14 protein-coding genes and 1 pseudogene are annotated in these 13,610 nt (G+C 72.2%); 9 read left to right on the top strand and 6 right to left on the bottom strand.

The window, feature by feature from the left end; all coding sequences use genetic code 11:
* Positions 1 to 27 precede the first annotated feature (27 nt).
* The 3 genes from AB0J88_RS16570 to AB0J88_RS16560 are packed head-to-tail and all read right to left on the bottom strand — an operon-like array spanning position 28 to position 4,001.
* Positions 28 to 1,287, bottom strand: a complete 1,260-nt coding sequence (locus AB0J88_RS16570; protein ID WP_364343901.1) for a cation:proton antiporter — start codon at positions 1,285 to 1,287, stop codon at positions 28 to 30.
* Positions 1,284 to 1,952 carry an HAD family hydrolase gene (locus tag AB0J88_RS16565; RefSeq protein ID WP_364343904.1) on the bottom strand — a complete coding sequence of 223 codons (669 nt, stop codon included), beginning with the start codon at positions 1,950 to 1,952 and terminating at the stop codon, positions 1,284 to 1,286. The genes AB0J88_RS16570 and AB0J88_RS16565 overlap by 4 nt, the downstream gene beginning before the upstream one ends.
* Before the next feature lie 18 nt (positions 1,953 to 1,970).
* Complete coding sequence (locus AB0J88_RS16560; RefSeq protein ID WP_364343907.1) at positions 1,971 to 4,001, bottom strand: ATP-binding SpoIIE family protein phosphatase; 2,031 nt, start codon at positions 3,999 to 4,001, stop codon at positions 1,971 to 1,973.
* A gap of 119 nt (positions 4,002 to 4,120) precedes the next feature.
* Between AB0J88_RS16560 and AB0J88_RS16555 the strand changes: the two are divergent.
* Positions 4,121 to 4,831: pseudogene (locus tag AB0J88_RS16555) on the top strand (hypothetical protein); the annotation flags it as partial.
* A 399-nt stretch (positions 4,832 to 5,230) separates the two neighbouring features.
* Here the strand turns inward: AB0J88_RS16555 and AB0J88_RS16550 are convergent.
* Complete coding sequence (locus AB0J88_RS16550; protein WP_364343910.1) at positions 5,231 to 5,443, bottom strand: hypothetical protein; 213 nt, start codon at positions 5,441 to 5,443, stop codon at positions 5,231 to 5,233.
* Between the two features lie 132 nt (positions 5,444 to 5,575).
* On the opposite strand from AB0J88_RS16550, the gene AB0J88_RS16545 reads away from it, so the two are divergent.
* Together AB0J88_RS16545 and AB0J88_RS16540 are read left to right on the top strand one after the other, a co-directional pair.
* The gene (locus AB0J88_RS16545) at positions 5,576 to 6,310 is read left to right on the top strand and encodes a hypothetical protein (protein ID WP_364343913.1); all 735 of its coding nucleotides are present in this window, start codon (positions 5,576 to 5,578) and stop codon (positions 6,308 to 6,310) included.
* Between the two features lie 38 nt (positions 6,311 to 6,348).
* Positions 6,349 to 7,629, top strand: a complete 1,281-nt coding sequence (locus AB0J88_RS16540; protein WP_364343916.1) for an MFS transporter — start codon at positions 6,349 to 6,351, stop codon at positions 7,627 to 7,629.
* A 50-nt stretch (positions 7,630 to 7,679) separates the two neighbouring features.
* On the opposite strand, the gene AB0J88_RS16535 is transcribed toward AB0J88_RS16540, so the two are convergent.
* Positions 7,680 to 7,952 (bottom strand): hypothetical protein, encoded by a 273-nt coding sequence (locus tag AB0J88_RS16535; RefSeq protein WP_364343918.1) that lies wholly within the window; start codon positions 7,950 to 7,952, stop codon positions 7,680 to 7,682.
* A 134-nt stretch (positions 7,953 to 8,086) separates the two neighbouring features.
* On the opposite strand from AB0J88_RS16535, the gene AB0J88_RS16530 reads away from it, so the two are divergent.
* A complete protein-coding gene (locus AB0J88_RS16530) occupies positions 8,087 to 8,518 on the top strand; it encodes a Rid family hydrolase (protein WP_364343921.1) in 432 nt (143 codons plus the stop codon).
* On the opposite strand, the gene AB0J88_RS16525 is transcribed toward AB0J88_RS16530, so the two are convergent.
* On the bottom strand, positions 8,496 to 9,206 hold the full coding sequence (locus AB0J88_RS16525) for a class I SAM-dependent methyltransferase (RefSeq protein ID WP_364343924.1): 711 nt from the start codon (positions 9,204 to 9,206) through the stop codon (positions 8,496 to 8,498). The two genes, AB0J88_RS16530 and AB0J88_RS16525, sit on opposite strands and share 23 nt — an antisense overlap.
* 161 nt (positions 9,207 to 9,367) lie before the next feature.
* Here AB0J88_RS16525 and AB0J88_RS16520 point away from each other — a divergent pair, with 161 nt between their 5' ends.
* The 5 genes from AB0J88_RS16520 to AB0J88_RS16500 all read left to right on the top strand — a co-directional run bounded on the left by AB0J88_RS16520 (position 9,368) and on the right by AB0J88_RS16500 (position 13,610).
* Positions 9,368 to 9,865 (top strand): sigma-70 family RNA polymerase sigma factor, encoded by a 498-nt coding sequence (locus AB0J88_RS16520; RefSeq protein ID WP_364737913.1) that lies wholly within the window; start codon positions 9,368 to 9,370, stop codon positions 9,863 to 9,865.
* A complete protein-coding gene (locus tag AB0J88_RS16515) occupies positions 9,862 to 10,470 on the top strand; it encodes a hypothetical protein (RefSeq protein WP_364343930.1) in 609 nt (202 codons plus the stop codon). Before AB0J88_RS16520 ends, AB0J88_RS16515 begins: the two co-directional genes overlap by 4 nt.
* Positions 10,467 to 11,369: a serine hydrolase gene (locus AB0J88_RS16510; protein WP_364343933.1), complete on the top strand. Its 903-nt coding sequence runs from the start codon at positions 10,467 to 10,469 to the stop codon at positions 11,367 to 11,369. Before AB0J88_RS16515 ends, AB0J88_RS16510 begins: the two co-directional genes overlap by 4 nt.
* Positions 11,370 to 11,805: 436 nt before the next feature.
* Complete coding sequence (locus AB0J88_RS16505) at positions 11,806 to 12,738, top strand: ABC transporter permease subunit (RefSeq protein ID WP_364343936.1); 933 nt, start codon at positions 11,806 to 11,808, stop codon at positions 12,736 to 12,738.
* Positions 12,735 to 13,610, top strand: coding sequence for a carbohydrate ABC transporter permease (locus AB0J88_RS16500; protein WP_364343939.1), 876 nt, complete (start codon positions 12,735 to 12,737; stop codon positions 13,608 to 13,610). Before AB0J88_RS16505 ends, AB0J88_RS16500 begins: the two co-directional genes overlap by 4 nt.

Raw genomic sequence — 13,610 nt, 5'->3', positions numbered from 1 at the left:
TTGCGGTGATTACAGCATGAAAAGGGACTACCGCACCTCGGAAGCGTCAGCTGTTCGCTCGCCCGCGCGATCGAGCAGGGCCATCACCGGCGTGGCCGCGATCCCGTGCACCACAACGGAAACCACCACCGCCAGCCCGGCCGTGGCCCAGAGCAGCGGCTCGCCGGGGAAGTCGGCGTGCGAGGTGGCGTACGCGAGGTAGTAGAACGAGCCGATGCCGCGGATGCCGAACGCGGCGATCACCCAGTGCTCGGCGGGCCGCCCGGGCGCACCGCGCAGCGACAGCCAGCCGGCCAGCGGTCGGACCACGAAGACCAGTGCCAGCGCGACCAGCGCGGCCGGCCAGGTCAGCGGGGCCAGCAGGCCGGACACCACGGCGCCCCCGAAGAGCAGGAGCAGCAGGACGGTCAGCAGCCGCTCGACCTGCTCGGCGAAGTCGTGCAGCACCTGGTGGTACTCGTGCGAGCGCTCCGCCGAGCGGATCGCGCGGGCGGCGACGAACACCGCGAGGAACCCGTAGCCGCCGGCCACCTCGACCACGCCGTACGCCAGAAAGGTGGCCGCCAGGGCCAGGAAGCCCTCCGAGTGCCGGGCCAGCCGGAGCGTCTCGGAACGGGCGCGGAAGAACAGCTTGCCCAGCAGCTTGCCCACCAACAGCCCGCCGGCGACGCCGACGAGTCCTTTGTAGAGCACGTCCAGGCTCAGCCACTCGGCCAGCCAACCGCCCGGCGCCGCGCCGTGCTGGGCGATCAGGATGGCCGCGTAGACGAACGGGAACGCCAGCCCGTCGTTGAGCCCGGCCTCGGAGGTGAGCGCGAACCGCACCTCGTCCTCGGAGTCCTCCTCGTCGGTCGGCTCGCCGACCTGCACGTCGGCGGCGAGCACCGGGTCGGTGGGCGCGAGGGCCGCGCCGAGCAGCAGCGCGGTGGCCGGTACGAGCCCCGCCCACCACCAGCCGAACAGCGCGACCGCGGCGATGGTGATCGGCATCGCGATCGCCAGCAGCCGCCAGGTCGACGACCAGCGCCGCCAGCCGAGCGGGCGGTCGATCTTCAGGCCGGCACCCATCAACGCCACGATCACGCCGACCTCGGTCAGGTGCGTGGCCAGCACGTCGTGCTGGATCGGGTCAGGGTCCGGCAGCAGGGGCAGCGCGAAGACGATCATGCCGAGGAGGAGGAACGCGATCGGCATCGACAGTGGACGGCGCTCCAGCGCGCGGGGCAGCACACCCGCGAGCAGCGCGCCGACGCCGAGGATCGCGAACGCGGCGTCGGCGGCGCTCACGCCTTGGTCAGCGGCGAGTCGTCGAGGTGGGTGAGCAGGTCGGCCGGGTCCTCGTACACGGCGACCGCGCCGGCGCCCGCGAGCTCGGCCCGGGACGTGCCGCCACAGGTGAGCGCCACGCACGGCACGCCGAGCTTGGCGCAGGCCGCGACGTCCCAGATGGAGTCGCCGACGTACACGGCCTGGGCGACGGACAGGCCCACCACACGCAGGGCGGCCTCGATGATGTCGGGCTCGGGCTTGCTCCGGTCGGCGTCACCCAACGAGGTCGCGCCGTCGATCGCGTCGTCGACGGCCAGCGCGCCGCGCATCGCACCGAGCTCCTCCGGTGTCGCGGACGACGCGAGCGCCACGCGCTGCCCGCGCTCGTGGCAGGCCCGCAGCAGGTTAGCGGCTCCGGGCAGCGGCCGCAGCTGCGACATGTACGGCGCGTACCGCTCGCTGTGCACCGCGCTGACCAGCTCGTCCCGGGAGCGGTCGCGCTCGGTGCCGAGCAGGTGGTCGAGGAGGCGGTCGGAGCCCATCCCGACGGCCCGGTGGATCTGCGCTATCGGCACGTCGTACCCGCCGGCGCGGAAGCCTTCCCACCACGTGATGGCATGGAGGTAGGTGCTGTCGATCAGGGTGCCGTCGACGTCGAACAGGACGCCCACCGGTGCGCTCATGGGAGCCCGTTTACCCCGTCAGGCGGCGTTCGATGCGCGGATTCCGATCTCGAACCAGACGGTCGAACCGCGCACCGCGGGGTCGGTGCCCCACGCGTCACTCAGCTCCTCGATCAGCCCGAGCCCGCGACCTCGGCTGCTCAGGGTCTCGGCATGGGCGCGGGTGACGGCGCCGCGGGTGCCGCTGTCGGAGACCGCCACCAGCAGGCGCTCGGCGCTCAGGTCGACCTGCACCCGCGCGGCCGTGCCGGCGTGCAGCAGCGCGTTGGTCGCGAGCTCGCTGGCGCACAGGACCGCCGCGCCGATCACCTGCTCGGGCACGTTCCAGGCGGCGAGCTGGGCCGACATCCAGTGCCGGACCCGGCCCGGCGCGGTCGGCTCGGCCGGGATCTCCATGCCCGCCGAGCGGCTCGGCGCCGTCGCGTGCTCGACCGCGAGCACGGCGACGTCGTCGTCGGTGGTGCCGCCGACAGCGGCGCAGGCGACGGCGCACAGGCTGCGCGGGTCGCCACCGCTGGCGGCACCCACGCTGGCCGCCACCTTCTCCAGGCCGGCGCCCAGGTCGAGCCCGCGCCGCTCGACCACGCCGTCGCTGAACAGCAGCAGGGTTTCGCCCGGCGCCAGCCGGGACACCGTGGACCGGCGGAGACCGCCGAGGCCCAGCGGCGTGCCGACAGGCACCTCGAGATAGTCGGCACCGCCGCCGGCGTGGCGGACCAGCGGCGGCGGATGCCCGGCGCTCGCCACGGTCAGGACCGCGTCGCGGTCGATCACCGCGTACGTCACCGTCACGAACAGCTCGTCTGTGCGGGCCTCCTCGCCCAGGCTGGCGACCAGCCGGTCGAGGCCGGTGAGCACGCTGGTCGGCGCAGGGTCGGTGAGGGCCAGCGCGCGCAGCGCCGCCCGCACCTGGCCCATCAGCGCCGCCGCGCGCACGTCGTGCCCGACCACGTCGCCGAGCACCACCGCGAGCCGGCCACCGGGCAGGGCGAACGCGTCGTAGAAGTCGCCGCCGGCCGCGTTGCCGTCGACGCCCGGGTCGTAGCGCGCGGCGAGCCGGAACCGGGGGTCGTCGGGCAGGTTCTCGGGCAGCATGCTGCGCTGGAGCAACTGTGCGGTGCCGTGCTGGTTCTCGAACCGGCGGGCGCGCTCGGCGGCCTGCGCGACGAGCTTGGCGGCCGCGGTCAGCAGTGCCCGTTCGGCGGGCGACCACGGGTGTTGGTCGTGCCGGCCGACGGTCAGCGCGCCGCGCAGCGAGGGTGTGCGCAGCGGGAGGGCGCCCAGCGCGCGGACCTTCTGGTCGTGCCGGTCCAGCGCGGACTCGCGCAGCGGGTGGCCGTCGGCGGTGAACCGGGCGAGGCCGGCCCCGGCAGCCACGGCCAGCGGCGACAGAGAGTCGGAGGCGATCCGCCGCCAGACCGGAGGCAGCCGCTCGTCGGCGTCGTCGAGCACCTCGCCGCGGACCCGCCGGACCACGCGCCAGTCGTCGCCGTCGTCGACCCCGAACGCCACCTGGTGGACGTCGGGGAAGGACAGGCCGTAGCCCAGCGCGACCCGGGCCACCTCGTCGAGCGTGAGCGTGCCGGCCAGCGACTCGGCCAGCTCGCTGAGGCCGTGGAGCCGATGCGCGACCGGGACCGGCTCGACCGCGACGACCAGCACACCGGCGATCCGGCCGGTGCCGTCGCGCACCGCGGACAGGCCGCGGCTGGGCAGGGCCGGGTCGGGCTCGCCGTCGTCGACCACCGGCCACTCCGGGTCACGGGGCACGAACCCGGTGTGGTGGGCCTCGCGGACCGCGGCGCCGGCCGGGCCGTCCCAGACGGCACCGAACACGTCGGCCGCGGGAGCGCCGTAGGCGTCCGGATGGCGGTCGCCGAGGAGCTGCCCGTACGCGTCGTTGTAGATCAGGCGCAGCCGGTCACCGTGCAGGAACGCCATCGCCACCGGTGAGCCGAACACCAGGTCGACGACCGCGAGCAGCCCCGGATCCCAGCCGTCGGTCGCCGGACCCGCCGGCGGCGGTGACGACGGTCCGGAGCCTGACATGCCAGCAGCGTAACCGCCGTCCGCCGTGGTGGCTCGCCGACCGCTGACGGCCGGGGATTGCCGGAGCCGCCGTACGGGTAATGCCGTCCGCTGACATCCACCCCGACGGAAGGTCTGACATGGACATCGGCGCCGCCCTCACCGACATGTGGCGGTCTGTGCTGCTCTTCGTGCCGAAGGCGCTGGCCTTCCTCGCGATCCTGCTGGTCGGCTACCTGATCGCCCGGGTCGTCCGCAAGCTGGTCGGCACCCTGCTGACCCGGGTCGGCTTCGACCGGGCCGTGCGGCGTTCCGGGATCGGCGAGCGGCTGGAGAGATCCCGACACGACGCGAGCGACATCCTGGCCCGCCTGGCGTACTACGCGATCCTGCTGTTCGCGCTCCAGCTGGCCTTCGGAATCTGGGGACCCAACCCCATCAGCGACCTGATCTCCGCAGTGGTCGGTTGGCTGCCGAAGGCGTTCATCGCGATCGTCATCCTGGTGGTGGCCACGGCGATCGCCAGCGCGGTCCGCGACCTGATCAACGGCGCTCTCGGCGGCCTATCGTACGGCCGGCTGATCGCGACCGTGGTCTGGGTCTTCATCGTCGGCCTCGGCGTGATCGCCGCGCTCAACCAGGTCGGCATCGCCACCACCGTGACCCAGCCGGTGCTGGTCGCCGTGCTCGCCACGGTCGCCGGCATCCTGATCGTCGGAGTCGGCGGCGGGCTGGTCAAGCCGATGCAGGGCCGCTGGGAGCGCTGGCTGGACCGGGTGGCCGCGGAGTCCGCGGTGATCCGCGAGCGGGCGCAGGCCTACCAGGCCGAGAAGGCCGCGGCCGAGCAGCGGCGCGTCGACGAGGAGCGGTCCCGTGCCGAGGCCGCCCGGGTCGAGGCGGCCCGGGCCGAGGCCGAGCGGCGTGAGGCGGCCGCGCGTGCCGACATCGACCGGGCCGAGACGACGGTGATCAGCACCGAGGCCGAGCAGACCCAGGTGATCCCGCGCCCCGAGGAGTCGCACATCGTGCCCGGGATGCGCGAGCCGACGCCGGCGCAGGGCCTGCCGGTAGCCGGTGCGCAGCCTCCGGCCGGCGACGAGCCGGCGGCAACGGCCGCGGCGGACCGGGGTCGCGGCAAGCCGACCGTGGCCGATCCGACCTCGCCGCCCGAGCAGGAAGCGGAGCAGACCCAGGTGATCCGGCCGCAGGAGGGCAAGGAGGCCTAGCGGTAGCGGGGCGCCGGCCGGTCGTTATTCCGCGTTGTCGGTGACCGGCTGGCGCCGCTGCGCGTCGTCGACCAGGATCAATGTTCCGATCATCATCCCGACCAGGATGCTGAGCAGCCAGGAGTCGTCGTGCAGCAGGTGGGCGGAGATAGGTGCCTGAACGGCGATCGCCATGAAGGCAAGCCAGGCGTAGAGGCGCTGGCTGCCCGTGAGAATGCTGGGGGTCGTCTCGCGCATTCCCGCAAGTCTGCCTGGCGGTCCGGGTTGCACCAGTCGGCCGTTCGGGCGACTTTGACTGACCTGTCCGGGTTGGACCCCAGCGCCGATCAAGCGGTGCGCCGGCCGGACCCGGCCGGTAGAAGAACACCTATGAGTCGGATGGCCCGGGCCGTCGCGCCGCTGCTGGTGCTCCTCCTCGCCGCCTGTGCCGCGCCCGGCCCCGCGCGTCCGCGACCGCACTGGGCATACGAACCGGCTCGGGCCGGCCAGCCCGCGGGCCACACCGTGACCGACTCCCGCGACGGCCTCGACGCGGCCACCTTCACGCTGGACAGTGGCGTCACCGCGGTGACGGTGCGGGTCGCGGACCTGGGCGACGACCTTTACCGGGTACGCACGGCGGACGACGCCAGGATCGCGCCGTGGGTGCAGCGCGACGATGCCGACCTGCGCCTGCTCACCCAAGGCACGGGGCTGCCCGGCCCGGCCGCCGTCGACGTGACGCTGCACCGCGCCGTGCGCTGGCACCTGCGGCTCGGCGGTGGCGCCGAGGACGAGCGGATCGACCTGCGCGGCGGCGACGTGTCCGCGGTCGAGTTCGTCGCCGGCGTCGGGCGGGTCGAGCTCACCCTGCCCGCACCGCGCGGGACAATGCCGGTGCGGATGACCGGTGGCGCCGGCGAGTTCCAGGTGCGTCTGGTCGACGGTGCTCCGGTGCGGGTCCGGGTCGGCGGTGGCGCCGGCAGCGTCGTGGTCGACGGCGTCACCCGCACCGGGATACCCGGCAATACGGTCATCGAGGGCACGGGCTGGTCGTCGGCCACCGACCGCTACGACGTCGACCTCGCGGCCGGGGTCTCGCGGTTCGTGCTCGACCACGGGTGACCGCGCACGGAGAGCGCTCTCGTCCTTATCATCGGCCGGTGACACCCGCCCCCTCCGTGCGACCGATCCGCCTCTCGTTGCTGATCCTGTCGTACTTCGCGTTCATCAGCCTTGGCCTGCCCGACGGCCTGCTCGGGGTGGCCTGGCCCTCGATCGCCGGCGACTTCCGGGTCGCCACGGAGGCGGTCGGCCTGTTGCTGATCGCGTCCACCACCGGCTACTTCATCTCCAGCGTGGCCGCCGGTTTCACCCTCGCCCGGGTCGGGGTCGGGTGGCTGCTGGCGTTCAGCACCGCGGCCGCCAGCGCCGCGCTGGCCGGCTACGCGCTGTCCCCGGCGTACGCGGTGATGGTGCCGTTCGCCCTGCTCGCCGGCTTCGGCGGCGGTGCGATCGACTCGGGACTCAACGCGTACGCCGCGGCGGCGTTCGGCGCCAAGCACATGAACTGGCTGCACGCGTTCTTCGGCCTGGGCGTCGCGATCGGCCCGCTGATCATGACGGCGGTGATCAGCGGCGGGCTGGGCTGGCGCTGGGGCTACGGCATCGTCGCGTCCGCGCAGGCCTGTCTGGCGCTGGCGTTCTTCCTGACGGTGCGCCGCTGGGTCCGGCACGGCGAGGTCGCCCGGTCGGAGCCCGCACCCCTGCAAGCGGCGGTCCCGGTCGGCGACGCCGTCGCCACGGCGGTGGCGGCCCAGCCGACGACGGCGAAGGTGCGCACCCGCGAGACGCTCGCCCTCCCGGCCGTGTGGCTCGGCGTGCTGGCCTTCGCCGTCTACGTCGCGGTCGAGGCCGGCGCCGGCCTGTGGGCGTTCCTGCTGCTGACCGAGTCGCGCGGCATCAGCGCCGCGGTCGCCGGACTGTGCGTGTCGCTGTACTGGGGCATGCTCTTCGTCGGCCGGGTCGTGCAGGGGGTGGCCTCAGAACGGTTCGACCCCACGAAGATCCTGGTCGGCAGCCTGTTCGGAATGGCAGCCGGTGCGCTGCTGGTGGCGCTGCCGCTGCACGCCTCCGTGACGGTGGCCGGCCTCGCGGTGATCGGCTTCGCGGCCGCGCCGGTGTTCCCGCTGCTCACCCTGACCACGGCCGACCGGGTCGGCCAGGCGCACGCGGACCGCGCGATCGGCATGCAGATCGGCGGCGCGGGTCTCGGGGGCTCGCTGATCCCGGCCGGCATCGGCATCCTGATGGGCAAGTTCGGAGCCGGTGCCCTCGGACCCTGCCTGCTCGTCCTGTCGATCCTGCTGATCGTCTTCTACCTGGCGGCGACCAAGGTCAGAGCTCCAGCCGCATCACTGCCCGCCGCGGAGTCGGTCGGCTGACCCCCCAGCCGGCCCACGGCACCCGGGCACGGAGCCGGCCCGCTCGTCACTCAGTCGCGGCTCGCTGGGTGCGTGGGCGAGGGCTGGAGGTAAGCCGCGATGGTGTCGTGGATCCGGTCGACGTAGCGGGGCGTCAGGCCGGCCTCCCGCGCACTGCCGTAGCGCAACGCCGCAGGCGGCCGGGCGAACCGGATGTCGCCGCTGGTGACGGTCGGTGGCCTGGGGGAGTCGGGCGGGGCCAGCACCGCGGAGGCCGGGGTGGCGACGAGCGCCGCGAGCGCGCCCACGGCCACGATCGCGCGCAGGGTCCGTCCGAAGCGCATGCAGGCTCCCCCGAGGCTGGATCGCCGTCAGCGTAATCGCTCCGATTCGGACCAATGCCATGCCCGCGCCGCTGGTTTGGATCTCTCGACCGCGTCAATACGGCCTGCGTAGACCGGCAGATCGGGGGAGTGCCATGTCATCGAACGTCCGCGTCGAGAGCTTCGGGGTTCCTTGGGAGGAGTCGTACGGCTACGTCCAGGCGATCAAGCGGGGGGACTCGATCTACCTGTCCGGCCAGCTCGCCAACGACGGCGCGGACCTGGTCGCGTTGGCGCCGCTCGACGACCAGGGTGACGTCAGCGATTTCGGCAACATGGGTGAGCAGATGCAACAGACGTACCACAACGCCGACGTCCTGCTCCGGCGCTTCGACGCGACCCTGGACGACGTCGTCGAGGAGACCATCTACGCCCTCGACATCGACGCGGCCTTCGCGGCCGCCGGCCCGGTGCGCAAGGCCGCCTACGGCCGGGACGACCCGCAGGTTGCGAGCACGCTGGTCGGCGTGACCCGGCTGGCCATCCCCGGCCAACTGGTCGAGATCAAGATGATCGCCCGCGTCTGACCGGCTTGCGCGCGAGGATCAGCTGGTAGCTGATCCCGCCGTCCGGCAGCGCGACGGTGCTCGCGCTGAACCCTGCTGTCGTCAGGTCGGCGAGGACCGCCGGCCGCTGGTTGGTGCGGTAGTACATGACGAACGGCGGGCGCCACACCGCGTTGCGGAGCCGCATGGCCAGGTCGAACCCGAGCGTGCCCCAGTACGCGACCGAGGTCGGCGACGGGATCGCACCGATCGGGAAGGCGAGCAGGCCGCCCGGTCGCAGCGCGCGGTAGACGCCCTCGAACAGGGCCGGCCGTTCCGCCGGCAGGAAATGTCCGAGCGCGCCGAACGTGACGGCGAGATCGAAGCCCTCGGCGAACGGCATGGCCCGGACGTCGGCCCGCACCCACGTGGCCTCCGGATGCGCATCGCGTGCCTGCGCGAGCATGCCGGCGCTGAAGTCGACACCCGTGGACCGCTGGCACAGCGAGCGGAGCACCTCCATGCCGGCGCCGGTGCCGCAGCACACGTCCAGCCCCTGCTCGAACGGCCCCAGCTCGGCCAGCGCGTCGGTGGTCGCCCGCAGGATGCTGTCGGGCGTGCGGAAGGGCGTGTGGTCGAACTTCGGCGCGAGCAGGTCGTAACCGTGCTCGACCGATGACAGCGCCTGCACACACAGCTCACGCAGAGTAGGGCCTGGCCGCGAGGACACCGGCCGAGGGTACCGGCCGCCGCGTCCGCCGCGCGTGATCTGCCGAACATCTTCTCGGCGTCCCCGCTGGTCAGCGGCATCCTGATCGCTGCGTGCGCGGACCGCGAAGATTTCTCCGGTCCGGCGGTAAATGGATCGGGGCGCGGGTGCGTAAAGCGGGTGTGGATCGGGACCGGGAGGAGTTCGCGGACTTCTACCAACGTTCCAGGGACAACTGCCTACGCGCCGTGCTCGCCAGCACGGGCAGTCGCGCGCTGGCCGAGGACCTGGTCGCTGAGGCGTTCGCACGGGCCTGGGCCTCGTGGCACAAGGTGAGCCGGCATCCGGCGCCGGCCGCCTGGGTGGTGCGCACCGCGCTCAACATCCGCGTGTCCTGGTGGCGGCGCCACCGGCGGGAGGTGCCGCTCGACGGTCACGACCAGGTGGAGGTCGCCGACGAGTCGGCCGGCATGCACGACGGTCTGCTGGCCGCGGTGCGCCGGCTGCCGCAGCGACAGCGGGAGGTGGTCGTGCTGCGCATCTGGCTCGACCTCGACACCAACACCGTGGCCCAGGTGCTGGGCATCTCTGCCAAGACCGTGGCGGTCCACCTGTCCCGCGCGACCGCGAGCCTGCGGACGCAGTTCGTTCCCGCCGCCAGTCAGGGGGTTCCGTCATGAGCGACGACGAGGTGCTGGACGCCCTCAAGCAGAGCCTGTCCGGCGTACGGATGGAGCGTCCGGTCGAGGTGATCGAGCGGCGCGGCCGTGCCAGGCGGCGCGGGCGCAAGCTGCTCGGCCTGGCCGCCGGTGGCGGCGTCGCGGTCGTGGCCGCGCTCGCGCTGGCCCTGCCGACGACCACGAACCGGCCCGGCACCTTTCCCGACGGCGGCCCGAGCCTCACACCCGCGGCGTTCTCCCTGGTCAAACAGCAGGACCAGACGGTCAAGCTGACCCTGAACTACGAACAGATCCTGGACCCCGTCGCCCTGGAGGACGCGCTGGCGGACGCGGGGATCCCCGCCGTCGTCAAGACGCAGGCCTACTGCTTCCCGAAGAAGAAGGAACTGCCCAGCACGAGCAAAGTGTTTCGGACAGCGGAGGTGACCGGGCCGGACGGGTCGGCCAAGGAGACCGCGTTGGTGATCGACCCGGCGAAGATGCCGAAGCACAGCGTCATCTACTTCAGCATCTTCAAGCTGTCGCCCGACGACAAGGTCGGCAAGGTCAGCCGGGTCCTCGTCGCGGACGACGACCCGATGGTGTGCCGGGAGTTCCGCCGATGAGCGCGCCCCGCGGCCGGGCGTCCCGTCGCGCGGTCCTGGCGCTGGGCGTGCTGGCCGTCACGGGAGGCGGTGCGGCCGGGGCGGGCGCGGTGTGGCGCCTGCAGGCCAACGACGCCGGTCCGGTGAGCCCGGTGAGACGGTCCCCCTCGCCCACGCCCAGCCCGACACCGGACTACCTGGCCCTGGCCAGGACCAAGGTCGCGGCGTACCTGGCGGAGAACGGAAACGGCCGCATCACGGTGGCCGTGCGGGACCGCACGTCCGACGTCGGGCTGACGCTCGGGAAGACGCGCTTCCAGACGGCCAGCATCGTCAAGGTCGACATCCTGGCGGCCCTGCTGCTGCGGGCGAAGCAGCAGGGCAAGGAGCTCACCGAGGGCGACCGCTACAAGGCCGAGAAGATGATCACGGCGAGCGACAACGCCTCCGCGACGGCGCTGTTCAACAAGATCGGCGGAAGGTCGGGCTTGGCCGTGGCCAACCGGACCTTCGGCCTGAAGGAGACCACGCCCAGCGTGCACTGGGGGATGGCGATGACGACGGCGGCCGACCAGGTCCGCCTGCTCACCGCGCTGACGGACGAGGCCGGTCCCCTGCGCGCGAGCGACCGCGCGTATCTCTTCGACCTGATGAGCCAGGTCGAGGAGACCCAGGACTGGGGAGTGCCGGCCGCCGCCGGCCCGGACGCGACGGCGACCTACGTCAAGAACGGGTGGGACAACATCTCCGCGGACGGCGGCCTCTGGCAGGTCAACACCATCGGGCGGCTCGTCGAGCCCGGCCGCGACTGGCTCGTGGCGGTGCTCTCGGGTCACCACGAGACACAGCAGGCCGGCATCAAGATGGTCGAGGCCGTGGCCAGGTACACCCTGCGCGAACTGCGGTCGATCCCGCGCTAGGCGATCCTGGTCGACAGCGCCGCGAACTCCTTCGGGTGGGACCAGAACGCGGCGTGGTGGCCGGGACGCGCTGCACCGTGCCCGTGCGCGCGGCCGTCCGCTCCGCGAGCAGGCCGGTGATCGAGATGTCGTCCTCCGGGACCAGGCGGTGGCACAGGAGATCGCCGCCGCGCAGTGGTTCGGCGGCCTGCGCCGGGCGCACTCCCGCTGACGGGTGCCGTTCCGGAAGCAGCGCGCTCACAACATCGAATCACGCCACTGCGCTCCATTGACGTGCGCCGCTGTCAGTCGTTAGCGTGTTGGAAATCTTCCGGAAGAGTTTCGATATGTATCGGAGCCCTTCTCGAACCCTGCCGGCCGTCCGCCGGGGTCGCCAGGAGGCGCGGCCCGGGTCGATGGCGGCTGTCCGGAACGCGGCGAGCGAGAGGAGGCGGCGGTGGCGCGACCGCTCGATGGCCCACCGGGCCGAGTGCGCCGCGACCGCTTCCTGCTGCTGGCGATCCTGCCGGGCCTCGGGCTGCTGCTGACGTTCCACTACCTGCCCCTGCTGGGCAACGTTATCGCGTTCAAGGACTTCCAGCCGTACCTGGGCCTGGCCGACAGCCCCTGGGTCGGCCTGGCGAACTTCCGGGTCCTCGTCGAGGGCGACCCGTTGTTCCTGACCGCGCTCGGCAACACCTTGGTGATCATGCTCCTGCAGATCGGCATCGTGTTCACCCTGCCGATCGGCCTCGCGCTGCTGCTCGACAGCCTGCTCTCCGAGCGGCTCAAGCGCACCGTGCAGACGATCCTCTACCTGCCGCACTTCCTGTCGTGGGTGATCGTCATCTCGATCTTCAACGAGCTGCTCGGCGGCAGCGGGCCGATCAACACGTTCCTCCGCCAGCACGACCTCGGGACCATCGACATCGTCGGCAACGCCGCCGTCTTCAAGGAGCTCGTCACCGGACAGGTGCTCTGGAAAGAGGCCGGCTGGGCGATGATCCTGTTCCTGGCGGCGCTGTCGCGGATCGACCCGGAGCTCTACGAGGCGTCGGCGGTCGACGGCGCGGGCCGGATGCGGCAGATGTGGCACGTCACGCTGCCCGGCCTGCGCAGCGTGATCGTCCTGCTGCTGATCCTGCGGCTCGGCGACGCGCTCACCGTCGGCTTCGAGCAGATCATCCTGCAACAGCAGGCGGTCGGCATCCGGGCCAGCGAGGTACTCGACACCTACGTCTACAACAACGGCATCGTGCGCAGCGACTGGGGCGTCAGCGCCGCCGTCGGGCTGGTCAAGGGGCTGGTCGGCGTCGCGCTGGTGCTCGGCGCCAACAAGCTCGCGCACGCGTTCGGCGAAGCCGGACTCTATCGCCGGGAGGCCCGATGAGCGCCCGTGGCTCGGCGACCACCGTCCCCGTGCGGGCGGTCAAGGGCGTGCTGCTGACCGTCTGCTGTGCCCTGATCGTCGTGCCGTTCGTCGGCATCGTCTCCACGAGCCTGTCCACCCGCGAGCAGATCGTCCGCTCCGGCGGCTTCGTCGTCATCCCCGACGAGGTCACCTTCGCGGCCTACCGCGCACTCTTCACCGGCGGCGTCGTGCCCCGGGCCGTGGCGGTCAGCGTGTTCATCACCGTCGTCGGCACCGCGCTGAGCCTGGCCAGCACGACCCTGCTGGCGTACGGGCTGAGCCGGCCCGGGTCGTTCGGCCACCGACCGGTGCTGATGGTGGTCGTCGGCGCGCTCCTGTTCACGCCGGGCATCATCCCGGGCTACCTGACCATCGACCTGCTCGGCCTGATCGACTCGTACTGGGCGGTCATCCTGCCGGCCGTGGTCAGCGCCTTCAACGTGGTCATCCTGCGGGCGTTCTTCATGGAGATCCCGGCCGAGCTCGTGGAGAGCGCCCGGATCGACGGTGCCTCCGACGGCCAGATCTTCGCCCGCATCGTGCTACCGCTCTCCAAGGCCGTGCTCAGCGTGATCGGCCTCTTCTACGCGGTCGGCTACTGGAACGCGTTCTTCAGCGCCCTGCTGTATCTCAACGACGCCGCCAAGTGGCCGATCCAGCTCGTGCTCCGCACGTACGTGGTCAACCAGCAGCAGCTCGGTGTCGACCAGGTCGGCACCGCGGACCTGCCGCCGCAGGAGGCGCTCCAGATGGCGATCCTCGTCGTCTCGATCGTGCCGATCCTGCTCGTCTATCCCTTCATCCAGCGCCATTTCACGAAAGGCGTGCTGGTCGGCGCCGTCAAAGGCTGA

Source organism: Asanoa sp. NPDC049475, from assembly GCF_040676915.1.
In the GTDB taxonomy this organism is placed as follows: domain Bacteria; phylum Actinomycetota; class Actinomycetes; order Mycobacteriales; family Micromonosporaceae; genus Asanoa.
The sequence above is the reverse complement of the archived record's forward strand: the minus strand, read 5'-3'. Positions and strand labels throughout refer to the sequence as shown.